Origin of the sequence: Flavobacterium gyeonganense (assembly GCF_029625295.1) — a bacterium.
GTDB lineage: Bacteria > Bacteroidota > Bacteroidia > Flavobacteriales > Flavobacteriaceae > Flavobacterium > Flavobacterium gyeonganense.
This window is the reverse complement of the sequence record NZ_CP121112.1, coordinates 2,988,564-3,014,274: the sequence shown is the minus strand read 5'-3', so window position 1 is coordinate 3,014,274 and position 25,711 is coordinate 2,988,564. Positions and strand designations below refer to the sequence as shown.

The following is a 25,711-nucleotide window of genomic DNA, read 5'->3' as shown; positions in this document are numbered from 1 at the left end:
TCTATTATTTTGTGCAAACTACTTGTTCCGTAAACCTCAGATCAATTTTATTATATTTATATAACGAACTATCTAAAACAGCCTTTTGAAAAAAAGCTTTATAATTCCTGAATTTTTGATCCACATTCATTGTTCTTCCAAAATCAATGAAGTAATTATAATTTCTATTAAACATTTTTAAGCTACCATTAGGCATAATTTCTATTGCAATGATGTTTTTTTTCAAAAACGCATCGTCATAAATTGTGCGAAATAGGGCAGCTAAATCTTCGTTATTTTTTTTATTTATTGTTCCCGAAACAAGAGGAACACGCGCCGTAAAATTGTCTGACAAAGGCATTTTATTTCCTTCATAGTCAATATAGAAAGAGGTTCCACCATCATAAATTCTTGCTATTGGTGTTCTCTGTTTTACCCGCGCTTTAAGAACTCCATCAATACTTACAAAAACATCTGATTTCTCAACCATCTCTTGTGTATCGATGCTTTTCTCTATTTTATTCAAATCTAACTCATCTTTTCGGATACTGGAAGCGTCTCTTTTATTTTCTATCAACAATTTATTAACCGTTTCAGGCTTCACAAAAAGCTTGTTCTCTCCTACAAAAATAACCTCCGATTTCGTCAGTTTTCTGTCTCCGTTTCGGTGCTGGGCAAACGAATATAGAAAGACAACAAGCCCTAAAATGAATACTAATCTTATATTTGTCCAATTAAATATTTTCATTTAAAATTGCTTTAATTGATGGTACCATCTCTCCAATATCACCAGCTCCGATTGTTACAATTATTGGTGCATCATTCGCTTTAATTTCTGCCAGTAAATCTTCTTTTGCAACAATTTTTTTATTCGAATTAGTCATTTTATCCAACAGCCATTGAGAAGTCACTCCTTCCATCGGAAGCTCTCTTGCCGGATATATATCCATTAAAAAGACTTCGTCAAACTGCGACAAACTTTCTGCAAATCCATCAACAAAATCTTTCGTCCTGCTGAATAAATGCGGCTGAAAAACCGCCAGCACTTTTCGATCTGGATACAGCTCCCTAACCGCCTGATGTACAGCATTTATTTCTGTTGGATGATGCGCATAATCATCTATATAAACTAAATTTTCAGATTTGATCTGATATGAAAAACGTCTTCTGATTCCGTTAAAAGAAGCCAGCGCTTTTACAATTGCATCTGTTGATGTTCCAAAAGTTTTTGACATTGCGATAGCCATCAATGCATTCATCAAATTATGCTTCCCTGGCAGTCCAAAACGTAAATCCTTTATAATTTCTGATGGTGTTTTCACATCAAAAACGTAACTACCATCTTCTATCCTAACATTAAAGGCCTTGTAAACAGCTTCTTCATTAATCGCACACTGAACTCCATCTAAGGGCAATTCTTTAGTAATAAAGAGATTATTTTTATCTTCAACTTTGGAGGCGAATTCTACAAAAGAAGCTTCTATAGCATCACTGGTGCCGTAAATATCCAAATGATCTGCATCCATAGATGTTATGCAGGCAATATTGGGGTGTAGATGTAAAAATGATCTGTCAAATTCATCTGCTTCGACAACTGTTACTGTTTTTCCGTTGCCAATTAGATTTGAATTATAATTCTCAACAATTCCGCCCACAAATGCCGTAACATCTGCCCCACTTTCATACAAGATATGCCCCAAGATACTAGAAGTAGTCGTTTTTCCGTGTGTTCCTGCTACTGCAAAACTATACGTTCCTTTAGTAATAATACCTAAAACTTCTGCACGTTTTTTAACCTGATACTGTCTTTCAATAAAGTAATTCCACTCTGAATGCGTCATAGGAACTGCCGGTGTAAAAATCACCAGCGTATTTTCTACATAATAATCAGATGGAATCAAACTAATATTATCTTCAAAATGAATATCAATACCACTTTCAATCAATTCATTTGTAAGCATTGAAGGAGTTTTATCATAACCCGAAACTTTTTTCCCGATATATTTAAAATAACGGGCCAGGGCACTCATTCCGATTCCTCCGATACCAATAAAATAAACGTTTTGTATTTGATTTAAATTCATTTGATTTTTATTTTGAGCTATTTTACGTTTATAAAAAACTAGTAATTAAGCCTTTATATTTTTTATTATTTAACAACTCAAAACGCTTAAAAATAACGTTATGATTTTTTTGTTTTGTTCTATAATTACATTAAAAAGTTATATTATAACAATTTTTTAATTTCATCTACAATTACTTTTGTAGCATTGGGTCTGGCGAGTTTTTTAATATTACCGCTTAATTGATTTTGTTTTCCCTCATCCTTTAAAAGTGCTTCAAAAACAATACTAAACTGACTGTCTAATTCTGATTCCCTCAATAAGATTGCGCCTTTTGCATCTACTATTGCCTGAGCATTTTTGGTCTGATGATCTTCTGCTACATTTGGCGACGGTATAAAAATTACCGGCTTTCCAACAATGCATAATTCTGAAACTGATGATGCCCCTGCCCGGGAAATAATCACATCTGCAGCAGCGTAAACAAAATCCATTCTTTCAATGAAATCAACTACTTTTACATCCTGCTGATTGTATTTTTTATAATCCTCAAAATATAATTTTCCGCATTGCCAAATTACCTGTACATTTTGCAAAAGAAAATTATCCAGTTCTTTTTCGATTAGCTGATTAACTCTTCTGGCACCTAAACTTCCACCTAAAACCAACAGCGTTTTTTTATTTGGATCTAAACCATAAAAAGCAATAGCCTCATTACGTTTTGTATCAATATCAATCAAATCCTGACGAACGGGATTTCCTGTTAAAACAATTTTTTCTTTTGGAAAAAAGCGTTCTAAATTCTCATAAGCCACACAAATTGCATTTGCTTTTTTGCTCAGCAGCTTATTTGTTATCCCAGGAAATGAATTTTGTTCCTGAATTACTGTAGGTATTCGGGCCGAGCCTGCTGCCTGCAATAAAGGTCCGCTTGCAAAACCGCCTGTACCAATAACTACATTAGGCTTAAATTGCCTGATAATTCTTTTTGACTCTAACAAACTTGATGCTAACTTTAATGGAAACATCAGGTTTTGCAAAGTCAGTTTTCGCTGTAAACCAGCAATCCAAAGCCCTTTTATCTCATAACCAGCCTGAGGCACTTTTTGCATTTCCATTTTATCTTTGGCACCTACAAAAAGGAATTCAGCATCAGGAAATTGTAATTTTAATTCGTTTGCAATGGCAATTGCAGGATAAATATGTCCTCCTGTTCCACCGCCACTTAGTATGAATTTATACTTTGTCATATTTTTAAAAGTTATAGTTTTTAAACTATTCTTTTCTAATTTTATTTGTTCAATACTGCATTCATCGGATTTTTAGAATTATCCAGAATTGAATACATTTCTTCTTCTTCATATATTTCATCCGCAGGTAAATCTTCTTCTGCCAATTCTTTATCAATTAATCTTTGAAGCGCTTCTTTTCTTCTTTCTTTCTCTTCTTTCTCTTCAGCGATTTCTTCTTCTTTCTTAGTTACACTAATAATGATTCCCAAAGAAAAACAAGTCATCCAGATTGAACTACCTCCGCTACTTATAAGCGGAAGGGTTTGTCCTGTTACCGGCAATAATTCAACTGCAACAGCCATATTAATCATTGCCTGAAATATCATTGGAAAACCGAGTCCAACTACAACCAATTTCCCAAAAAGTGTATTTGCTTTATGTGATGCAATTACAAATCTAAACAGCAATAATAAATATAAAAGCAGGATAGAAACTCCTCCTACCAATCCATATTCTTCTACTACAATTGCATAAATAAAATCAGAAGATGATTGTGGTAAAAAGTTTTTCTGCACACTTTTACCTGGACCCAAACCACCCAATCTTCCTGATGCAATAGCTATTTTTGCCTTTTCAATCTGATAATCATCTTCGTCAGGTTTGTCTGTGGTGAAGTTTTCAATACGGCTTCCCCAAGTTCCAACTCTGCTAAAAAATCTTGAATCCGGAAATGCTTTTGCTACTAATAAAAAAAACATCAGCATTGCAATACCAGAACCAATAATAAAACCAATATATTTTAATGGATATTTCCCAATAAAAGTTAGCATTATTACCATACAAAAAATCAACGCTGTTGTAGAGAAGTTTGCTGGTAAAATAAGTGCCAGAGTAATAAAGACCGGAATCCAAAGCTGTACTAATGAAACCTGAAAAGGTTCATTTTCTTCTTTAGTTTTAGATAAATAACGTGCTACAAAAATAAAAAGAACGATAGATGCTAAAGTTGACGTTTGAAATGTGATTCCAATAAAAGGAACCTGAATCCAACGACTTGCATTAGCTCCCGCGATTACAGTTCCCTTTAGCAATGTATAAACGAGTAAAAACCAAACAACAGGCAATGCTATTTTTGATATAGCCCTGAAATAATGATATGGCACTTTATGCACCCAGTAAATAATTAAAAATCCAATGCAAATATGAGCCAAATGTTTAATCAAATAACCCAGTGTATTTCCTGTACCGTGCCCGATATAAGCCAGATTACTACTCGCACTAAAAACAGGCATAAACGAAAACAGTGCTAATAAAGCCACGAATGACCATATTACCCTGTCCCCTTTTAATTTGTTTACCAGCTCTTTCATAATTCTTTTGTTTCAGGTTTTTCTTGTTTCAGATTTCAAGTTTCTGCATAATGTGAAACCTTAAACTTTAAACTATATTACAAGTTATGTACCGCTTGCTTAAATTGTTTTCCTCTGTCTTCGTAGTTTTCAAATAAGTCGAAACTAGCACAAGCCGGAGATAGCAAAACAGCATCACCTTTTTCTGTTAATCTTTGTGCCGTTTTTACAGCATCATTCATATTATTCACTTCCACCATTATGTCCACAACATTTCCAAAGGATTCTATAATTTTACGATTATCGATTCCCAGGCAGATAATTGCTTTTACTTTTTCGCGTACCAATGACATCAATTCGTTGTAATCATTCCCTTTATCAACTCCTCCTACAATCCAAACAGTTGGAACATTCATACTATCTAAGGCAAAAAAAGTGGCGTTTACATTTGTTGCTTTAGAATCATTGATATACTGTACATTCTGGATTTTTAATACTTTTTCTAAACGATGTTCAACACCTTGAAAATTTGATAAACTTTCGCGAATTGTTGCATTTCTAATTTGCATCAATTTTGCTACAGAGCTTGCTGCCATTGCATTTTTCATATTATGTTTTCCTTCTAACGCAATGTATTCTGTTTCCATTGTAAACTCTTCCTGGTTAATCTTTATTTCCATTTTGTTGTTATTTATAGAAGCCCCTTCATCGAATGATTTAGTCAATGAAAAAGGAATTAATTTTGCTTTTGTTTTATTATTCTTTAACCATTCTGTACTTGCTTCATCATCTGCATCGTAAATCAGATAATCAGTTTCGGTCTGGTTCATTGTTATCCGGAACTTTGAATTGATATAATTCTCATATTTATATTCGTACCTGTCTAAATGATCCGGACTAATATTGGTTATGATGGCGATATCAGGTTTGTAATCTATTATTCCGTCTAACTGAAAACTGCTTAATTCAAGAACGTATGCATCAAATTTATTTTCGGCTACCTGCCAGGCGAAACTCTTCCCGATATTACCTCCTAAACCTACATTCAAACCTGCCGATTTTAATAAATGATGGGTGAGCATTGTTGTTGTTGTTTTACCATTACTACCGGTAATTCCAATAGTGAGAGCTTCAGTAAAAGGTTTCGCAAACTCAATTTCAGAAATCACCTTAACCCCTCCAGCAATAAGCTTTTTTACTATCGGGGATTTATCCGGAATTCCCGGGCTTTTCATTACCACATCTGCATTCAGAATTAAATCTTCAGTATGCTGTTCTTCTTCCCAGGCAATTTTATTAATGATAAGAACTTCTTTATAACTCTCTTTAATCTTTCCAAAATCAGACACAAAAACCTCGTATCCTTTTTTCTTACCGAGGATCGCAGTTCCAACGCCACTTTCTCCTCCTCCTAAAACAACCAATCTCATCTATCTTAGTTTTAAAGTAACGATTGATAATATGGCTAACATTACAGCAACAATCCAGAAACGGGTTACTATTTTACTTTCATGGTATCCCTTTTTCTGATAATGATGATGCAGGGGTGACATCAGGAATATTCTTCGGCCTTCTCCGAAACGCTTTTTGGTGTATTTAAAATAAGTTACCTGTATAATTACTGAAGCACTTTCGGCAAGGAAAATTCCGCAGAATAAAACAATTAATATTTCTTTACGGACTGCAATGGCTAAAACTGCAATGATCCCCCCAATTGTTAAACTTCCTGTATCTCCCATAAATACTGATGCAGGAAATGAATTGTACCAGAGAAAACCAATTAAAGCCCCAACAAATGCAGATATAAAAACGGTCATTTCTCCTGAATTGGGTATATACATTATATTCAGATAATTAGAAAAAATGATATTACCTGAAACGAATGTAAATATCCCGAGGGCGAGTACAGAAATTGCAGAGGTTCCGGCAGCGAGGCCATCAATTCCATCCGTTAAATTGGCTCCGTTTGAAACTGCCGTAATAATGAAAATTACAACCGGAATAAACACTAACCAAGCCCATTTTTCGTATCCGTCTCCCATAAACGATAAAACTTCAGCATAGTCAAATTCGTTGTTTTTTACAAAAGGGATTGTTGTTGCTGTAGATTTTTCTTCAACAGGCGCAGGAAGTACAACGGTTGTATTTGCTGCTGTTCTAAAAACATCTGTTTTTCCTGTATCTGTTCTTACTGTAACAGCAGGATTAAAATATAAAACCGCTCCTACAATAATACCAAGACCAACCTGACCAATAACTTTAAAAATTCCTTTCAGCCCTTGCTTATCTTTTTTGAATATTTTGATATAATCGTCAACAAAACCAATAGTTCCCATCCATAAGGTAGTTACAATAAGCAATACAATATAAATGTTATGCAGACGAGCAAACAGCAAAACCGGAATCAAGGTTGCGAAAATAATAATCAAACCTCCCATTGTAGGTGTACCTGCTTTTTCGTTTTGACCTGCAAGACCCAATTCACGCACTGTTTCTCCAACCTGTTGGCGGCGTAAAAAATTGATCACTCTTTTACCATAAATAGTTGACAAAAGCAGTGAAAGCATAAATGCTAAAGCCGATCTGAAAGTAATGTACTGGAAAACCCCTGTTCCAGGCACATCAAGTGTTTTGTCAAAATATTCAAATAAATAGTATAGCATATTTTCTATTTTTTAAATTCCAATTCGAATTAAATTTCATTTTAAAATCCCAAATTCAAACGTTACATTGGGCTTTGCCTCAAGGTTACGGGATTTAAATTTTAATTTTGTTATTTATTTAGCTGTTCTAAAATTTCTTTTACTGTTTCCATATCATCAAAATGATGACGTACACCATTTATTTCCTGATAGGTTTCATGTCCTTTACCTGCAATTAGGATAATATCATTAGGCTGAGCCAATTGACAAGCTGTTTTTATGGCTTGTTTTCTATCCGTAATTCTCAATATCTTTTTGTAATTATGAGCATCTACACCTTGTTCCATTTCATCTAAAATCACTTCAGGATCTTCGTTTCTTGGATTATCTGATGTTAAAATTGCTTTATCACTTAAATCTGAAGCAATTTTTGCCATAATAGGTCTTTTCACCTTGTCTCTGTTTCCGCCACAGCCTACAACTGTAATCAGTTGTTCATTTTTAGTCCGGATATCATCAATTGTTTTTAAAACATTTTCCAAAGCATCAGGTGTGTGGGCATAATCAACAATTGCTGTCACATTACCCGCTGAAACAATATATTGAAAACGACCTGAAACACTCTCTAAATCAGACAACAAACGTAACGCTTCTAAGCTATCCAGACCCAATTCAATCGCAGTTCCATAAATAGCCAATATATTATAGGCATTAAAAGTACCTATTAACTTTACCCAAACTTCATTATCATTTATTTTCAACAATAATCCTGACAACTGGCTTTCTAAAATCTGTGCTTTAAAATCTGCATACGTTTTTAAAGCATATGTAAGCTTTCTTGCCACGGTATTCTGGAGCATCACAGTTCCGTTTTTATCATCAATATTTGATAAAGCGAAAGCTGTTTTAGGCAATGAATCAAAAAACGTTTTTTTTACGTCTCTGTATTCAGCAAATGTTGGATGATAATCTAAATGATCGTGTGAAAGATTTGTAAAAATTCCACCAACAAAATGCAATGCCTCTGTTCTTTTTTGATGAATTCCATGAGAACTCACTTCCATAAAACAGTGTGTTACACCAGCTTCAATCATTTCGTTTAGATAATGATTAATTGTAATTGAATCCGGAGTTGTATGCGTTGCCTTATATTCTGTTTCATCAACCATGATTTTAACTGTTGATAACAGACCAACTTTAAAACCTGCTTTTTGAAACAATTGAAATAACAAAGACGCAATGGTTGTTTTTCCATTGGTACCGGTTACTCCAACCAGTTTTAATTTTCCGGAAGGATTATCAAAATAATTAGCCGCCATAAAAGCAAGAGCCGTATTGGTATCTTTTACCTGTATGTATGTAACTCCTTTTTCAATATTTCCCGGCAATGTATCACAGATAATTGCTGTCGCCCCTAACTGAATTGCTTTTTCAATATAATCGTGACCATCAGAAAGTGTTCCGCGGATAGCTATAAAAACGTCATTTTCTTCAATTTTTCTTGAATCAAAATCTATTTTATGAATAGCTATGTCTGTTGAACCTGTTACAGACTCAATAGCTACTTTATATAATATGTCTTTTAGTATTTTCACGATAATTCTAATACTATAATTGTGTTTTTATTAATATTCTGACCAGCCTGAATCGATTGATTCTTTACTTTTCCCACTCCGTTTACTCTTACCTTTAAGCCTAAGTTTTCAAGGAGAGCAACTGCATCCATACCCGGCATACCTTTTAAATTCGGAATCAGTTTTGATTTTTTATTAGATTCGACATTAAACTTGTCATAACTGTATTCCTGTTTTGCAATTTTAGAGTCTAAATACTTAATTTTATTTGTTGAGGGCGCATCAGTAAATATTTTTTGGGCAATTCGTTTAAAAACCGGCCCTGCAACATCTGCTCCGTAATAATTATTTTTAGATGTATTAGGCTTATGAACCACTACAATACATGAATACTTGGGATGATCTGCCGGAAAATATCCAACAAAAGAAGACGCATAATACAATGCTGACTTACCTTCTTTTCCTCCATAATTCATCTGTGCCGTTCCAGTTTTTCCAGCCATTGAAAAATCTTTTGAATACAACTTAGAACCTGTTCCTTTTTTAACCACATTAAGTAAAACTGCTTTTAGTTTTTTAATGGTCTCTGGCGAACACACTCTTGGATTTATTACTTCTACATCAAACTTTTTAATCGTTTTATTCCATTCTTTAATTTCTGATACAAATTGTGGCCTTACCATAATGCCATTATTAGCAACAGAATTATAAAAAGCTAATGTCTGCATTGGTGTAACCGAAACTTCATATCCAAAAGCCATCCACGGAAGCGAAATCCCTGACCAGCTTTTATCTCCCGGATGTGGAATAATAGGCCTTCCTTCTCCTTTAAAATGCAGGCCTAAAGTTTTATCCAAACCAAAATTTTTAATATGATTTACAAACTTTGACGGATTGCTTTTGTAATTATCATAAACCGCCTGAACCATCACTGTATTTGAAGAAAGTTCAAATCCGCGTGCTAATGAAATTTTTCCGTATCCGCCTGTGTGCGAATCACGAACACTACGTCCGTAATATTTCACCACTCCCCCATGACTATCATAAACCGTACTTGTATCTGCCACTTTATCTTCTAAAATAGCCATTAAATCAACCAATTTAAAAGTCGATCCCGGCTCATGAGATTCTGCTACAGCATAATTAGTAGTTTCATAATAAGATCCGTCTTCCGATCTTCCTAAATTAGAAATAGCTTTTACATGTCCGGTTTGGGTTTCCATAACTACTACACAACCGTGATCAGCCTCGTAATCTTCTAATTGCTTCAAAAGTGCATGATGTGCAATATCCTGAATAAAAACATCAATAGTCGAAATCACATCATAACCATCAATTGGATCAACCTCGTTCACATCCCGAATTGGTTTCCACTGCCCTTTAGCAATTTTCTGCTTCAAAATCTTACCATCTTTTCCGTTCAGATAACTTTTGAATGCCCATTCAATTCCTTTTCCTACTTCAACACCAGTAGCCGGATCAATTCTGTCATAACCTATTGTTCTTTCTGCAATTTTACCAATCGGGTGCTTTCTGACAGTTTCCTGTTCAACAATTATCCCTCCTTTAAAAGCTCCCAAATTAAACAATGGAAAACCTTTAATCCTAACATATTCAGTATAACTAAGGTTTCTGGCAATTAAATAATAACGATTTTTATTTGCCCTTGCTTTTCTTAATTCATTCTGATAATAACCACTCGGTCTTCCAAGAATAGAAGACAAAGAATCTGAAAGAGGTTTAATATATTTCTCAAAATTTTCTTCTTTGGGCGCTCTTGAATCAAACCGTATTTCGTAATTAGGTATTGATGTAGCCAGTAAACTTCCATCTGCTGAATAAATATTTCCTTTATTCGCCGGAATTACAAAATTCCTAACTGTGCGCTGTTTTGCCAATTTTCTATAATAATCCCCCTCAACCCACTGAATATTGGTCAATTTAACAACAATAGCAATTGCCATCAAAAAGATGAAAACTGCTACAAGGTAAATTCTGTAGGATATATGTCTATCTTCTACTGCCATATTCTTTGAAAGAAACTTTTTCTTCTTCTCTTTTAACTTCTATTTTTACAGGAGGAACAGTAGATGGATAAATTTGCTTTTCAAGCATTTTATTCGATATTGTTGACTCCATTTTTAACTTCATCAATTCTGAACGCCGATCTACAAATTCAGATCTTAATTCTTTAACTTCATTACTTAATTTTGCAATTTCAAATACTTTTTGCTCATATCGTTGTGTATTTGCTATCATTATTATGGCAAGCAGAATGATAAAAACAATGAATCGCCAGTTTTTCACAGCATCATCATGTATCAGAAACCTTGCTTTTAATATGTTAAACACACCACTTTTCATTCTACCTATATATTATATCTTTTCTGCTATTCTTAATTTTGCACTTCTTGCCCTGTTATTCTGTTTAATTTCGGCCTCATCAGGAACAATTAATTTTCCAATGGTTTTAAATGGAACTGAAAAATTACCATAAAAATCGCGTTCTGGCTCTCCCTCAAACATTCCGTTTTTAATGAATCTTTTTACAAGCCTGTCTTCTAATGAATGATACGAGATTACAGAAAACCTTCCTCCTGGTTTCAAGATTTCAAGCGACTGTTCAATAAATTCTTTCAAAACATCCATTTCCTGATTTACTTCAATGCGTATAGCCTGATAAATCTGAGCTAATATTTTATTCCGAAGTCTTTCAGGCAAATATTTCGCCAGAACATCTTTTAATTCGTCAGTCGTTCTAATTGGACTATGCTCTCTTGCCTCAATAATAGTTCTTGACAAGGCAGGAGCATTTTTCAACTCTCCATAATCAAGAAATACTCTTCTCAAATTTGCATCATCATATTCATTTACAACTCTGTAAGCATTTAAATCATTTTTCTGACTCATTCGCATATCGAGTCCGGCATCAAATCGTGTCGAAAAACCTCTTTCAGGAACATCAAACTGATGAGATGAAACGCCCAAATCTGCCAAAATTCCATCTACGCTTCTTACTCCGTGAAAACGAAGAAATCTTTTTATAAATCTGAAATTCTCATTAATTAAGGTAAACCTTTCGTCCGGCAAGGCATTTGCCAATGCGTCTTCATCCTGATCAAAAGCAAACAATTTTCCATTCGGACCTAATCTTCTTAAAATTTCTTTTGAATGACCGCCGCCGCCAAACGTAACATCTACATATATTCCGTCAGGCTTAATATTTAAACCATCAACCGTTGGATGAAGCAAAACCGGATTATGATATTCCATTGTCGTCGTCATTAATATTTCCCATTACTTCTTCGGCTAAATCTGCAAAATCCATATCTTCGCCGCTTATTGATTTTTCATATAAATCCTTATCCCAAATCTCTACAATATTAACTGCTGATGAAAAAACGACATCTTTTGAAATATTTGAAAAAGAAACCAAATCTTTCGGAACCAACAATCTGCCCAATGCATCAATCTCTACTATTTTAACTCCGGCAGTAAATCTTCGGATAAAATCATTGTTTTTTTTTACAAAACGATTCAGCTTATTAATTTTTTGCATCATCAAGTTCCACTCATCCATTGGATACAATTCTAAACACGGTTGAAAAACGGAGCGCTTCAGGACAAAACCATCCTGAAGAGAGGAAGCCAATTGCTTTTTTAAAGGCGCAGGTATCATTAACCTCCCTTTAGCATCGACTTTACACTCATATGTCCCTACAATTGTGTTCAAAAAAACTCCTTAACATGTTATACAGCAAAAATATAAAAAATTTTACCACATTTTACCACAATATCCCACTTTGTTAATAAGTTTACCCACTTCTTTCCTAATTACCTTAATCAATAGATTATCAATACTTTAATCAATTATTACTGAATTAATAATATCTCTAATTAATTCAAAAAAATAAGAGGTATTTTTCTTAAAAAAATGTTTTTTATCCCAATTCCTTAACATTCTACAATCTTCTTAAAATCATTAAAAAAAACTGACATTTAAGCACTTTATAAATTCGACAAAAATTATGTAGTTAAAAAACAGCAGCAAAAATTCATTTTAATTTATTAAACCCTATATTTGTCGAAATTGAAATTGGCATTAAATTAAATGGATAAACACTACAAAAAAGAAGGCAAATACAGCTATTTTGAAGCTGGAGAAGGAACCCCTATCGTAATTTTACACGGATTAATGGGAGGACTTAGTAACTTTGATGGTGTAGCACAATATTTCCCATCGAAAGGATACAAAGTTGTTATTCCTGATTTGCCAATATACACCCAAAGCATTTTAAAAACCAATGTAAAAAGCTTCGCTAAATACGTTAAAGATTTCATCACTTTTAAGGGTTTTGAGAAGGTCATTTTGCTAGGAAATTCATTAGGAGGACATATAGCCCTTTACCACACAAAATTATATCCTGAAAAAGTAGCAGGACTCGTAATAACAGGAAGTTCAGGACTTTATGAAAGCGCCATGGGAGACAGTTACCCAAGAAGAGGTGACTATGAATACATTAAAAAGAAAGCAGAAGATGTATTTTACGATCCAAAAATTGCAACTCCTGAACTTATTGATGAAGTATATGCAACCGCAAATGACCGCATTAAATTGATAAAGACATTAACAATTGCAAAGAGTGCGATTCGTCATAATATGGCAAAAGATTTACCAAAAATGACAGTTGAAACCTGTATCATCTGGGGTAAAAACGATACTGTTACACCTCCAAATGTTGCTGAAGAATTTGATAAATTATTGCCAAATTCATCCTTATACTGGATAGACAAATGTGGACATGCAGCAATGATGGAGCATCCTCAGGAATTTAATGAAATTCTGGAAGAATGGCTCACTAAAAAGAATTTATAGCATCTAATAAACTTTTTATTCATAAAAGGCTAAAATAAAAATCATGAAAATCAATAGTGCCGAATTCATCGTCAGCAATTCCGAAGTTGGAAAATGTCCTCAGGATTTTTTACCTGAATATGCATTTATAGGGAGATCGAACGTAGGCAAGTCATCTTTGATTAACATGCTTACCAATCATAAAAATCTGGCAAAGACTTCTGGACGGCCTGGAAAAACGCAGCTAATAAATCATTTTAAAATCAACAATAATTGGTTTTTGGTCGATTTGCCAGGATACGGATACGCTAAAGTTTCAAAAAAAACAAAATCTGTTTTTCAACAATTCATAACCGATTATTTTGAAACCAGAGAACAATTAGTTTGTGCTTTTGTATTAATCGACATACGTCACGAGGCTCAGAATATTGACATTGAATTTATGTCTTACATGGGTGAAAGCGAGATCCCATTTTGTATTATTTTTACAAAAGCCGATAAAATCAGTAAAGTAAAAATTGACTCTCATATTGCTGCTTACAAAAAACAAATGTTCGCAAACAACTGGGCGGAAATGCCACAGTATTTTGTAACATCCTCTACAGAATCAATTGGAAAAGAGGAACTGCTTTCTTATATTGACGAAGTAAATCAGGAAGTTTTTAAAAACAACTCCAGGTTTTAAATTTTAAAAAAGAAGATGACTAAATATAAAATCTCAAATTCCGATTAAATTATAGGGTTTGAGATTTTTTTTTATTGCAATTATTTGAATCTGATTTTTTTATTTTAAACTCAATCGTAAAGCATTATCTTTTTTAAATTATATTTGACCCAAATTAACTTGATTCTTTTATGAAGAAAACCCTTTACTATTTACTTCTATTATTTTTATCTTCCTGCAATGTCACTCACTACTTTTTACACAGTACAGACAAGGTCAATACACTGGATTTTTCTAAAGGTACCTGGCTTATTGGCGATATAGAAGTCGATCAAAATACTAAAACAAAACTAACTCGTGCTGTAATGGCCGATTTTTCTAAATATTTAGGAAGAAGAGTAAAATATTCAATGGACGAACGAAAATACTTCGCTACAAAACAAGTACCATTGAAATTAGATAAAGCAGCAATTTTGGATCTCAAAAAAGCAGCTGATGCCGATTATTATGTTAATATTAAATGTAAAAATGCGAAAAACGACTTTAGTAATTTTGAATTTCAAAATCATTTTTACTATAAAAAACAAATGACTTACGCAGAAGTTATTTTAGAAGTATACGATCTTAACCGAGGCGAAATAATTTATTCACGAGCGTCGGGAGGATGTTTAGAAGAAGAACTTAGTATTACAAACTATCCGACATCAGTAGTGATAATGGGATGTTACAGGAAAATCATAAATGACATTAAAAAGATTTCTATCAAACCTGTAAATCGCCTACCAACCTACCAGGAGAAAAAAATCTCAAATCATGACTTACAATATGATTTGAGATTTTTTTATTTCCTGAAATTTGACTGCTGCCTATCTGGTTAGTTCTAATTTTTCCGCAAAATAATCACAGAAATCTTTCATTGTGTCTGCCATTTTTTCGTCATTTGTAGCTCGCTTAAAAGTATCTGACATGGCAACTAATGTCTGATGAAAGAAAATTTTCATTTCATCTACCGGCATATCTTTCGTCCATAAGTCAATTCGCATGCTTTCTTTGGCTTTGCTGTCCCAGATAGAAAGCATAATTGCTTTTGCTTCTTCATCTTCTACACCTCCATCGTTAGCGGTCCAAGATAATTTTTCCGGCACACGGTTTTCATCTAATTCTATATTAAACTTAATTTCTGATTTTATTGTATCTGACATTATTTCTTAGGTTTGTATTTTGAGTTCTCGAAAATTTCTTTTGCATTTATTTTTAATAATTCAGGCAAAGTTACAGTATTATTTTTCATATACGAACGAACTATTTGCCAGCCAATCCAGGCACCCACTTTTCCTGGGGAATCGTTATCAATTTCCAGATAAAATTTAGAAAAAGGAGCCGGAGCAATAAAGCGTGTTGTAAGCTTAGTATCTACACTGTACAACATTTCTTTTTCTATAAAGTAGCGCCACATGTAGGCCTCGTTTTCTTCGCACCATTTTATCTGTTCGGGGGTATAACCTATTTTTTCAGCATCAGTATATTCAGGCAAAAGCAAATCCTTCGCATACAACTGCTTGCCTTCAAAAATCATTTGGGAAACCAGATTTTTATCTTCATATGGTGGAATATTTCTATAAGTAAAACTTGAAACTACATCCGGCATAATTTGCTTTTCTTCAAAGTTTTGCTTCAGATAGTTTGGAAACTGATAAAATTTATGATCCTTACCCAAATACAATTCTAAAGCAACAATAACCAGACTATCTGCATAAATAGCTTTAGCATTATAATCCATCTCGCCTATTACTGTAATAACTTTAGGTGTTTTGGTTTTTGGAAAATAATATTTCAAATGTTGAAAAAGCGCATTGAACTCCTGGCGAACAGGTTCAAAATTTGAGTATTTTTTTGAACTTCTGTATAAACCTCCCTCCAGATTGGTTCCTGCATTTTACTCAACCAAACATTATCATCGTTCCCCGGAGGAAAAAAGAAAGGAAAATGCTTTTTTACTTTTGGTAAATCTTCAGGTTTACTTTCAAAAAAAACTTTATCAAAACGTTCTACCTTAATATCAACCGGAATTTCTTCAACAGCTTTTTCTACTTTATTTTTTTGATCACACGACAAAAAAAACAATGACAGAACCACTACAAAGCGATATATTTTCATTTTATTTTAATTAGATTTGTGTTACTTATCTTAAGTAAAAATATACTTAAAAATATTTGTGCAAATATACATCCCTACATTTTAAAACCTGAATTATTATGGCTAAAAAAAGCACTATTCAAACAGAAAAAGTAAATACCCACATTGTAGAGTGGCTGAAAAATTATGCTAATAACGCAAAAGTTAATGGTTTTGTAATTGGAATTTCCGGCGGAGTTGACTCTGCTGTTACCTCTACTTTATGTGCCCAGACAGGGTTAAAGGTTTTATGTGTTGAAATGCCTATTCATCAGGCAGAAAACCAGGTTTCAAGAGGAAGAGAACATATTGAACAATTAAAGAAGCGTTTTTCAAATGTCTCCAGTACCACTACTGATTTAACAGCTACATTTGAAGCATTTAAAAAAGCAGTTCCAAAATCTGACGATGAAGCAAAACTAAATCTCTCTCTTGCGAATACCCGCGCCCGTTTGCGTATGACTTCTTTATATTACCTGGCAGGGATTCACGGACTCTTAGTTGCCGGAACAGGAAACAAAGTAGAAGATTTTGGTGTTGGTTTTTATACAAAATACGGAGACGGGGGAGTCGATTTGAGTCCGATTGCAGATTTAATGAAATCAGATGTATATGCTTTAGGGGAATTTTTAAGAATTCCAAATTCAATTTTAACAGCTGCACCTACAGATGGATTGTTTGGTGACAACAGAACTGATGAAGATCAGTTAGGAGCCAGTTATGATGAACTCGAATGGGCCATGCTTGCCGAAGAAGCAGGAAATACAGGAGCTGAGTTAAAAGGACGTGAAAAAATTGTATTTGAAATTTATAAACGTTTAAACACCAGCAACAAACATAAAATGGAGGCAATACCAGTTTGTGAGATACCAAAAACGTTAAAATAATATTTTTAACATTTGTCTGTTATAAACTACAGAATTTATTTATTAATTTTACAGCTCCAAAAACAATGAACAATTCTAAAAAGGTAAAATTATGATTAAAGTATGTCTAGCAGACAACCACCCTGTGACTCACTTTGGCGTTAAGTCGTATTTTAAAGACCATGACCAAATTTCAATTGTCGCCAACGTAGGTAATTTTTCAATGGTAAGAGACATTCTTCAAACGAAGGAGATTGACATCTTAATTCTCGATCTGGAATTAGAAGGTCTTTCAAGCATCTTTGAAGTAAAGTCGATTCTGAAAAATTTTCCAAAAACGAAAATTGTTATTTTCAGTGATCTGGCTGAGCAAATGTATGCTCCTAACGCAATCAAAGCAGGTGTTTCCGGGTACGTGCACAAAACAGAAAAACTTGAAACATTAGGTGTTTCAATTATTAAGGTACACGAAGGAAAAGTTATTATTAACGAGACTGTTCGTAAAAACATGGCACTTATTGCTAAACAAAGCAAAAGCGAACGTTTGTACAGAAAACTTTCTAACCGTGAAATCGAAGTTCTACGTTACCTAAGTGACGGTAAGAAAAACAATGAAATTTCTAAAATTTTAAACCTGAACGAAAAAACAATTAGTACTTATAAACTAAGACTATTGACTAAATTGAATGTAACTAATTTAGTTGACTTAGTTAATAAAGCTAAAACTTTAGAAATTATTTAATGATATCTGGACATTACCCTTCCTAGTTTTTTTGAAAACGAATTAACTAAACCGGAGTAATCCATTACCATTGACAAAAGCTCTGTATTATCTGAATTATCAGGTTTTATAGAGCTTTTTAATTCTTCAATAATTTTCCCAACTAAAAACCAGCGCATAGACATTACTGTTTCTGTAACGTATTGCGCTATCGTTTCGTGTTTCGCTTTGGTGAAAATATTCTGTCCTTCCCAATTGTGCAGCGTTAACCTTTCATCTTCCATTAAAATATCTGTAACTTCCTGAGCGAATTCTGGCTGCAAACGCATTAAATATTGTTCCAGGCTAAATTTCTCATTTTGAAGATAAAAATCAATTAAATCTTTAAAAATATCACGGAATAAAGTATTAGAAAGCTCAACTTCATCTTCCTGCAGACTCAAATAAATCCGTTGAAAAACTTTGTATTCCTTCTTTTCTGTAACCATTACAACCTCTCCCTCTTCATTATTTTTCAGAAGAACATCTTCAAATTCTTCTGTTTTATCGCCATAAAGCAATAGAATTTCAATTACCTTTCGTTCTAAACGATATAAAATATCAACCTTATCAGCTTGTTGCTGTGCAGGATATCCTGACTCTCCTGGATAATAATCCTCTGGCGGACCATTTCTTGGATCTTCCGGATCTCCGCCAGAATATCCCGTATTTGGGTTTTGATTTTTATAAACCTGAAAAGGTTTTTGTTCCTGTTTTTGTTTTTTATTAGCCTCTGTAATATCTTTTTGAATCAGCTGCGCCAAAGTACTAACCAAAACCTGCTCAGAAATATCCATTATTCGGGCACATTCCTGAATATATACCTCACGCTGAATACGGTCTGGTATTTTAGAAATACTTGTTACCATGTCCCGAATCAAATCTGCTTTTTTTATCGGATCATTCTTGGCTTCGTTCATCAAAATTGAAGCTTTGAATTGTATAAAATCTTTGCTATTATTTTCTAAATAAGCAACCAGATCTTCATAAGAATTTTTTCGGGCAAAACTATCTGGATCTTCGCCGTCAGGGAAAGCACAAACCCTTACATTCATACCTTCTTCAAGTATCAAATCGATTCCACGGATCGAAGCGCGAAGTCCTGCAGCGTCGCCATCAAAAAGCACAGTAATATTACGGGTCAGACGATTAACTAAACGAATCTGATCCGGAGTTAAGGCAGTTCCTGAAGAAGCAACTACATTCTCTATTCCTGCCTGGTTAAACTGAATCACATCTGTATAACCTTCAACCAGATAACAATTATTTTGTTTGGCAATTGACTGTTTGGCCTGAAAAATTCCGTAAAGTACTTTACTCTTATGGTAAATATCGCTTTCTGGAGAATTAAGATATTTTGCTGCTTTTTTATCGTTAGTCAAAATACGTCCACCAAAACCTAAAACACGACCCGACATACTTTGAATGGGGAACATTACACGACCTTTAAAGCGATCAAACGGGCGGTCTTCTCTTGCAATTGTTAAACCGGTACTTTCTAAAAATTCTAATTTATAACCTTTTCCTAATGCTTCTTTGGTTAAAGCATCCCAGGTTTCAGGCGAATATCCTAAATTAAATTTTTTGATGGTTTCATTGGTAAACCCTCTTTCTTTGAAGTAAGACAAGCCAATTGCTTTTCCTTCTTCAGAATTTAAAAGCGTATCATGAAAATATTTTGCTGCGAATTCCGAAACCAGATACATACTTTCGCGAACATCCGTTATGGCTTTTTCTGCTTCAGATTGTTCTGTTTCCTCAATTTCAATATTGTATTTTCTGGCTAAATAACGAATGGCTTCGGGGTACGTAAAATGAGAGTGCTCCATTAAAAAAGCAACAGAATTACCGCCTTTGCCTGAACTAAAATCCTTCCAGATTCCTTTTGCAGGCGAAACCATGAATGAAGGAGAGCGTTCATCTGAGAAAGGACTCAATCCTTTGAAATTACTTCCTGCACGCTTTAAATTGACAAAATCACCAATAACCTCCTCTACGCGAGCAGTTTCGAAAACAGCATCAATTGTACTTTGTGATATCAAAACGTGAACTATTTTTTAAATTTTTAAAGCCTGTAAAAATACACAAATCAATCTTGAAATTTGATGGTTTAAAATAAAAAAAAGTACCTCATTCGAAGTACTTTCAATTAACTAAATTCAAAACTTATTCTTAATTCAAATCAAATCTAATTCCTAAAGAAATATTATTTTCTTTTATTAGATTATCCTGAAATAGAGGATTCAGATCATATTTTAAATACAAACTTGTTTCTTTATAACCTATGTAAGTACTCAGTCCGTAAATGAAATTATTGACATTAAAATCGCCTTTTGTTTTTTGTGTTGTTTTATAGTCATTATCTTCAAACTTTAAAATCTGTTTCGATTTTACATTTATCCCTGCATAACCTCCAAATCCCATTCTAAATCCTTTGTGCGTTCTAAAATACTTTTTGTCACCATTCTGCCCTTCTTTCGAAAAGTCAAATTCTAAATGAACTGGTGCTACTAAATACACATTTCTAAAACGAGATTCTTTTAAGTGTATTGGATTTGTCACTAAATCTGTCTGGTCACCATCTACAACAAAACTGCGATTATGTGCTGGCCTAATATTATTATACATTATTGAAAGTCCGTATTTAGCATGCAATAAGTTGTTATTTTTAAGTAATCTGCTGTTGTAAGTCAAACCCCACTCATAAAAATGAGAGCCTGTAAATTTATATTTTGAATCCTGAAGATCTCCATCTATCATTGTATTGTTTAATCCTAAAGCAAATACGAATTGTGAAGTGGTTCTTTTTTCACCACGAATAGAATCTTTATCCGACTTATGCTTCTGACTCCAGTCTTTATCATTCCAATGAATAACTAATTTATGTTTTTTGATCGAATCCCCTTCTTTGATTTTTCCGTCTACTTTCTGCTGCACCAAATCATTCAGTTCATTTTGAGCAAGACTTACTTTTTCTTCAATAATTACGGCTCTGGCTTCTGCAAGTTCCTTTTTTCGCTTATCGGCTTGTTCTCTCGTAATTTTTCCTTCAGACAACTGTACATTTACAGCTTCAACTTCCACTTTTAAAGTCTCTTTTTCTTCCTTAGTTATTTTTTCAATTTTATTGGCAATTTTTTTCGCTCTGGATTCAAAAGTTTCTTGTCCCAGCACTTTACTGACAAATAAAAAAACTAAAATAACGAGGTAAATGGTAAAATTTTTCATGATTGATTTTTTTTTAAAATTTGATTGATGATTGATGATTTTTATTCTAATTATTAATGTGTTAACGCTGCATATGCTATTTAATAAAATCAAAAAATGCTGTTTTTATTCCTGTTGATTTCTATTCGCTACAGCTACTTTTACCGTTTGGTAATTTTTATTTACTGCTGTGATTACCCTTTCTCTAAACGAAAGTTCCAGTTCGTCATCTACCTGATTTAGTAAATCATCAGCATTGATTTTTACTTTTGATTTTTTCTTCGATGAACTCTCTGCAACAATTGTTTTTTCAGCTGAGTTTAATAATTGATCTACAGTTTCTTTTTTTGAATTTTCGACAACTGAAACCTGATTGTTTATTGATTGTTTTTCGTGATTGTTTTTGATGATGACTGAAGACTCCGCTAGTTGATTGTTTTCATTTTTAAGGTTTGTATTAGGTTCTTGATTAAGTTTATGTTGTTTTTTATTTGAGTTTTGAATTGATTCTTTTTGTGAAATTGCAAATTCTGTTTTAACTGTATTTGTTACTTTTAAAACCGGTTTTGCTACGGTATCTTTCTTTGCACTTTCCTCAATTACAACAGTATTTTTTAAACTCTCTACTGGATTTTTCCGGTTATTAAAAAAGAACGTACCAACAAATAAAAAGCCTGCAACACTCGCTGCTATCAGCCATTTATTTTTCTTTTGAGGCTGTTTTTTTTCTTCAGCAATACTCAGCATTGCATCTAATCGATCCCATGCTTTTTCACTCGGTTCGATTTTGCGCTGATTGAGTTTATCACGGAAATCCTTTTCAAAATTATTCGGTTCCATTTTCTTGTTTTTTTAAAATAGTAATTTGTGTTTGCAGCATTTTCCTTGCGTGCGATAATTGCGATTTTGATGTTCCTTCATTAATTCCTAACATCTTTGCAATTTCATTGTGCTTGTAGCCTTCAATCGCATATAAATTGAAAACCATCTTATAGCCATCGGGCAAAGCATCTATTAAAAATTGAATCTGTTCTACTGTAAACTGACTGTCGATTTCATTAAAACTTTCCTCAGTAAAAAATTCATCTTCGGCAAATTTTACTTTTTTCTGAACTCTTAAATATGAAATGCATTCATTTACCATAATTCGGCGGATCCAGCCTTCAAAACTTCCTTTATGCTCAAAATTTTTCAGATTTGTAAACACTTTCATGAAAGCCGTTATCATTACATCTTCTGCCAGCTGATTGTCTTTTATATATTGACGGCACACGCTTAGCATTCTTGAAGAATACTTACTATAAATCTGCTGCTGTGCCTGTCGGTTGTTTTCGACAGCCAGCTTTATGATTTTAGCTTCTTCCTGATGTAACTGAATAATTTTCATTAATAAGCGTTCAGATTTTGTTTTACTAACAGACTTCTATTAGCATAGACGAGATAAGTTTTAAAATGGTTGTATGTAGTAGAAAAAAATTCAAAAAAAAATTCAAAATTCCAATAATTAAAACTTCACACGCTGATTTACAACGAAATAAAATCAATTATCTAATTGATAAATTTTATAATTATTTAATTAAGGAAATTATTTCTTTCTTTCAATAACGTAATTCACCATCAAGGTAAGTGCATCTTTGAATTCAGAATCCGTGTAATTTTCTAAAAGAGAAAGCGCTTCCTGCTGAAACTGGACCATTTTGTTTTCGGCGTAAGCCAGACCATTGTTGTTTTTTACAAAGGCAATTACTTCTTTAACGCGTTTTTTGTCTTTGTTGTGGTTTTTGATGGAGTTGATCAGCCACTTTTTTTCCTGCGGGGAGCAGGTATTTAAAACATGAATTAAAGGCAAAGTCATTTTTTGCTCTTTAATATCGATTCCGGTTGGTTTTCCGATGGCTTCTTCGCTGTAATCAAATAAATCGTCTTTGATTTGAAAAGCCATTCCGATAAGCTCTCCGAATTTACGCATGTTTTCGACCTGTATATCATCCTCTTCGATTACTGATCTGGCACCAAGCGCACAACAGGCAGCTATAAGAGTAGCCGTTTTTTTTCGGATAATTTCGTAGTAAACCTCTTCTGTAATATCGAGTCGGCGTGCTTTTTCGATTTGAAGCAATTCTCCTTCGCTCATTTCGCGGACAGCGACAGAAATAATTTTCAAAAGATCAAAATCACCATTATCAATTGATAACAACAGTCCTTTTGAAAGTAAATAGTCACCGACCAAAACTGCAATCTTATTTTTCCAGAGTGCGTTGATAGAGAAAAATCCACGTCGACGATTACTGTCATCAACCACATCATCATGTACTAAAGTTGCGGTATGAATCAGCTCAATTACAGAAGCTCCACGATACGTTCTCTCATTTACAGTACCGCCTGAAACCATTTTTGCAGTAAGAAAAACAAACATTGGACGCATTTGCTTTCCTTTTCGGTTTACAATATAATAGGTAATACGATTTAACAATGCAACCTTTGAAGTCATGGATTCATGGAACTTTTTTTCGAAAAGTTCCATTTCACTAAAAATAGGCTGTTTTATTTGAGAAGTAATATTCATTTCGCTTTCAAATATACTATTTTAAATAAAAAAACGTTGTTTATTTAGGTTAGTATAACATTTTTTTATGTGCTAATTCTAAAAGATCACCAAAAAACATCTGATTCTAATACCTAATTTGAAGCCTATTATTAAAAAGAAACTTAAATTATTTATTATGGATACAAAATTTATAGTGCAGAACATACACAAATACGACCATTTCGTTTAAAGAAACATTTTGTATTAGAAAAAATGACGTAAATCCCATTGCTGATTATTCAAACAGCAACCTCGTACTCATATAAACATCATCAAAGACGATGTAATTTCATAAATAGATAAAAAAACCTTTTTTGCCCAAAAGAAAAGCATTAAAAACAAGTATAAATCTTGTCTTTAATGCTTTTATATTTTTAGGATTTTATCTATGCTTCTTTATTGGCCAATTGTCCGCAGGCAGCATCAATATCTTTTCCGCGGCTTCGACGTACTTTTACTACTACTCCAATATTTTCCAATGCTTTTATATACGCCATAATGGATTCTTCTGAAGCCTGCTGAAACTCGCCATCATCAATTGGATTGTATTCTATTAAATTTACTTTACAGGGAACATACTTACAAAACTTAACCAAAGCATCTACTGAGACTTTGTCGTCATTGATTCCTTTCCAGACTACATATTCGTATGAGATTTTGCTTTTGGTTTTCCTGTACCAGTATTCTAAGGCTTCACGCAAATCTTTTAATGGAAAATTTTGACTGAAAGGCATAATTCGTGCACGAACTTCATCAATTGCAGAGTGAAGGGAAACCGCTAATTTGAATTTAACATCATCGTCTGCCATTTTTTTGATCATTTTAGGAATTCCGGAAGTGGAAACCATGATCCTTTTTGGTGACATTCCTAAACCTTCCGGAGAAGTAATCATGTCGATTGCTTTAATGACATTGTTATAATTCATCAAAGGCTCTCCCATCCCCATGAAAACGATATTCGAAAGTGGATGATTATGATACAAACGGCTTTCTTTATCAATTGCCAGTACCTGATCGTAAATTTCACCCGGTTCCAGATTTCGCATACGCTTTAATCTCGAAGTGGCACAAAAATTACAATCCAGACTGCAGCCTACCTGACTGGACACACATGCTGTTGTTCTGGTTTCAGTAGGAATCAAAACCGATTCGACTACAAGGCCGTCATGCAGCCGAACAGCATTCTTTACAGTACCGTCACTGCTGCGCTGCATGGTATCAACCTTAATATGATTGATTACAAAGTTATTTTCAAGCATTGCCCTGGTAGGTTTTGCCACATTGGTCATGTCATCAAAGCTATGTGCCCCTTTACTCCACAACCATTCGTAAACCTGATTTCCACGAAATGCCTTGTCGTTATTTGCAACAAAAAACTCACGTAACTGATCTTTTGATAAGGCTCTTATGTCTTTTTTTCAATTTGCATGGTGCAAATTTAATCACTTTTGTTGTTTTTTGATGTTTTTTAGAGTCATTCTTCCTTAAAAGCTCCATTTTTTAAGGTTATTTTAGGACAATCTCACTTCTGTAACCAAATAAGTATTCTAAAAAACGTAAAAGAAATTCTAATATTATAATCACAATACACACAAGCATTTAAATGCAAAACACAACTGGTTTCGTCATTCTGATTTGATTTATAAACATTCCGAGGTCATATTATATCGTTCTTTAAAACAATTCTGACTATGATTTTTATCATTTAATCTGCTATGTATTCACAATACATTTGAATAAGAATTAAGGGGATAATTT

Annotated in this window: 23 protein-coding genes and 1 pseudogene; 5 read left to right on the top strand and 19 right to left on the bottom strand. The window is 33.6% G+C overall.

What is annotated here, in order from left to right:
• Nucleotides 1–4 precede the first annotated feature (4 nt).
• The 11 genes from P5P89_RS13205 to mraZ form a co-directional block, all read right to left on the bottom strand.
• Complete coding sequence (locus P5P89_RS13205) at nucleotides 5–727, bottom strand: cell division protein FtsQ/DivIB (protein ID WP_278008743.1); 723 nt, start codon at nucleotides 725–727, stop codon at nucleotides 5–7.
• A complete protein-coding gene (gene murC / locus P5P89_RS13200) occupies nucleotides 714–2,063 on the bottom strand; it encodes a UDP-N-acetylmuramate--L-alanine ligase (protein WP_278008742.1) in 1,350 nt (449 codons plus the stop codon). The genes P5P89_RS13205 and murC overlap by 14 nt, the downstream gene beginning before the upstream one ends.
• Before the next feature lie 143 nt (nucleotides 2,064–2,206).
• A complete protein-coding gene (gene murG, locus P5P89_RS13195) occupies nucleotides 2,207–3,292 on the bottom strand; it encodes an undecaprenyldiphospho-muramoylpentapeptide beta-N-acetylglucosaminyltransferase (RefSeq protein WP_278008741.1) in 1,086 nt (361 codons plus the stop codon).
• 41 nt (nucleotides 3,293–3,333) lie between these two features.
• The gene (locus tag P5P89_RS13190; protein ID WP_278008740.1) at nucleotides 3,334–4,644 is read right to left on the bottom strand and encodes an FtsW/RodA/SpoVE family cell cycle protein; all 1,311 of its coding nucleotides are present in this window, start codon (nucleotides 4,642–4,644) and stop codon (nucleotides 3,334–3,336) included.
• Nucleotides 4,645–4,721: 77 nt separating this feature from the next.
• Entirely contained in the window at nucleotides 4,722–6,053 is a 1,332-nt protein-coding gene (gene murD / locus P5P89_RS13185) for a UDP-N-acetylmuramoyl-L-alanine--D-glutamate ligase (RefSeq protein WP_278008739.1), read from the bottom strand.
• Nucleotides 6,054–7,286: a phospho-N-acetylmuramoyl-pentapeptide-transferase gene (mraY, locus tag P5P89_RS13180; RefSeq protein WP_223678911.1), complete on the bottom strand. Its 1,233-nt coding sequence runs from the start codon at nucleotides 7,284–7,286 to the stop codon at nucleotides 6,054–6,056.
• 110 nt (nucleotides 7,287–7,396) lie between these two features.
• On the bottom strand, nucleotides 7,397–8,860 hold the full coding sequence (locus tag P5P89_RS13175) for a UDP-N-acetylmuramoyl-L-alanyl-D-glutamate--2,6-diaminopimelate ligase (protein WP_278008738.1): 1,464 nt from the start codon (nucleotides 8,858–8,860) through the stop codon (nucleotides 7,397–7,399).
• Nucleotides 8,857–10,866, bottom strand: a complete 2,010-nt coding sequence (locus tag P5P89_RS13170) for a penicillin-binding protein (RefSeq protein WP_278008737.1) — start codon at nucleotides 10,864–10,866, stop codon at nucleotides 8,857–8,859. The genes P5P89_RS13175 and P5P89_RS13170 overlap by 4 nt, the downstream gene beginning before the upstream one ends.
• The gene (locus tag P5P89_RS13165; RefSeq protein WP_278008736.1) at nucleotides 10,850–11,203 is read right to left on the bottom strand and encodes an FtsL-like putative cell division protein; all 354 of its coding nucleotides are present in this window, start codon (nucleotides 11,201–11,203) and stop codon (nucleotides 10,850–10,852) included. The genes P5P89_RS13170 and P5P89_RS13165 overlap by 17 nt, the downstream gene beginning before the upstream one ends.
• A gap of 12 nt (nucleotides 11,204–11,215) precedes the next feature.
• Nucleotides 11,216–12,124 carry a 16S rRNA (cytosine(1402)-N(4))-methyltransferase RsmH gene (gene rsmH / locus P5P89_RS13160; RefSeq protein ID WP_269234798.1) on the bottom strand — a complete coding sequence of 303 codons (909 nt, stop codon included), beginning with the start codon at nucleotides 12,122–12,124 and terminating at the stop codon, nucleotides 11,216–11,218.
• Nucleotides 12,099–12,572 (bottom strand): division/cell wall cluster transcriptional repressor MraZ, encoded by a 474-nt coding sequence (gene mraZ / locus P5P89_RS13155; RefSeq protein WP_163392725.1) that lies wholly within the window; start codon nucleotides 12,570–12,572, stop codon nucleotides 12,099–12,101. The genes rsmH and mraZ overlap by 26 nt, the downstream gene beginning before the upstream one ends.
• Before the next feature lie 378 nt (nucleotides 12,573–12,950).
• Between mraZ and P5P89_RS13150 the strand changes: the two genes are divergently transcribed.
• From P5P89_RS13150 to P5P89_RS13140, 3 genes are all read left to right on the top strand, one after another.
• Nucleotides 12,951–13,715, top strand: a complete 765-nt coding sequence (locus tag P5P89_RS13150; protein ID WP_223678930.1) for an alpha/beta fold hydrolase — start codon at nucleotides 12,951–12,953, stop codon at nucleotides 13,713–13,715.
• 43 nt (nucleotides 13,716–13,758) lie between these two features.
• The gene (gene yihA, locus P5P89_RS13145; protein WP_278008735.1) at nucleotides 13,759–14,379 is read left to right on the top strand and encodes a ribosome biogenesis GTP-binding protein YihA/YsxC; all 621 of its coding nucleotides are present in this window, start codon (nucleotides 13,759–13,761) and stop codon (nucleotides 14,377–14,379) included.
• Between the two features lie 170 nt (nucleotides 14,380–14,549).
• Entirely contained in the window at nucleotides 14,550–15,236 is a 687-nt protein-coding gene (locus P5P89_RS13140; protein WP_278008734.1) for a hypothetical protein, read from the top strand.
• Here the strand turns inward: P5P89_RS13140 and gldC are convergent.
• Nucleotides 15,225–15,560: a gliding motility protein GldC gene (gene gldC / locus P5P89_RS13135; protein ID WP_025572557.1), complete on the bottom strand. Its 336-nt coding sequence runs from the start codon at nucleotides 15,558–15,560 to the stop codon at nucleotides 15,225–15,227. The genes P5P89_RS13140 and gldC overlap by 12 nt on opposite strands.
• Nucleotides 15,560–16,515 (bottom strand): annotated as a pseudogene (gene gldB / locus P5P89_RS13130) (gliding motility lipoprotein GldB). The gene gldC and the pseudogene gldB overlap by 1 nt, the downstream one beginning before the upstream one ends.
• 98 nt (nucleotides 16,516–16,613) lie before the next feature.
• Here gldB and nadE point away from each other — a divergent pair.
• Nucleotides 16,614–17,420, top strand: coding sequence for an NAD(+) synthase (gene nadE, locus P5P89_RS13125; protein WP_278008733.1), 807 nt, complete (start codon nucleotides 16,614–16,616; stop codon nucleotides 17,418–17,420).
• Between the two features lie 91 nt (nucleotides 17,421–17,511).
• Complete coding sequence (locus tag P5P89_RS13120) at nucleotides 17,512–18,141, top strand: response regulator transcription factor (RefSeq protein ID WP_007810686.1); 630 nt, start codon at nucleotides 17,512–17,514, stop codon at nucleotides 18,139–18,141.
• Here P5P89_RS13120 and dnaG read toward each other — a convergent pair.
• The 6 genes from dnaG to rlmN all read right to left on the bottom strand — a co-directional run bounded on the left by dnaG (nucleotide 18,138) and on the right by rlmN (nucleotide 25,362).
• Entirely contained in the window at nucleotides 18,138–20,201 is a 2,064-nt protein-coding gene (gene dnaG, locus P5P89_RS13115; protein WP_278008732.1) for a DNA primase, read from the bottom strand. The two genes, P5P89_RS13120 and dnaG, sit on opposite strands and share 4 nt — an antisense overlap.
• A gap of 130 nt (nucleotides 20,202–20,331) precedes the next feature.
• Nucleotides 20,332–21,387: a hypothetical protein gene (locus P5P89_RS13110; protein ID WP_278008731.1), complete on the bottom strand. Its 1,056-nt coding sequence runs from the start codon at nucleotides 21,385–21,387 to the stop codon at nucleotides 20,332–20,334.
• A gap of 105 nt (nucleotides 21,388–21,492) precedes the next feature.
• Nucleotides 21,493–22,206 (bottom strand): hypothetical protein, encoded by a 714-nt coding sequence (locus P5P89_RS13105; protein ID WP_278008730.1) that lies wholly within the window; start codon nucleotides 22,204–22,206, stop codon nucleotides 21,493–21,495.
• Nucleotides 22,193–22,753, bottom strand: coding sequence for an RNA polymerase sigma factor (locus P5P89_RS13100; protein WP_278008729.1), 561 nt, complete (start codon nucleotides 22,751–22,753; stop codon nucleotides 22,193–22,195). Before P5P89_RS13100 ends, P5P89_RS13105 begins: the two co-directional genes overlap by 14 nt.
• A 198-nt stretch (nucleotides 22,754–22,951) precedes the next feature.
• Nucleotides 22,952–23,932, bottom strand: coding sequence for a polyprenyl synthetase family protein (locus P5P89_RS13095; RefSeq protein WP_278008728.1), 981 nt, complete (start codon nucleotides 23,930–23,932; stop codon nucleotides 22,952–22,954).
• 407 nt (nucleotides 23,933–24,339) lie between these two features.
• Complete coding sequence (gene rlmN / locus P5P89_RS13090; protein ID WP_278012018.1) at nucleotides 24,340–25,362, bottom strand: dual-specificity RNA methyltransferase RlmN; 1,023 nt, start codon at nucleotides 25,360–25,362, stop codon at nucleotides 24,340–24,342.
• Between the last annotated feature and the right edge of the window lie 349 nt (nucleotides 25,363–25,711).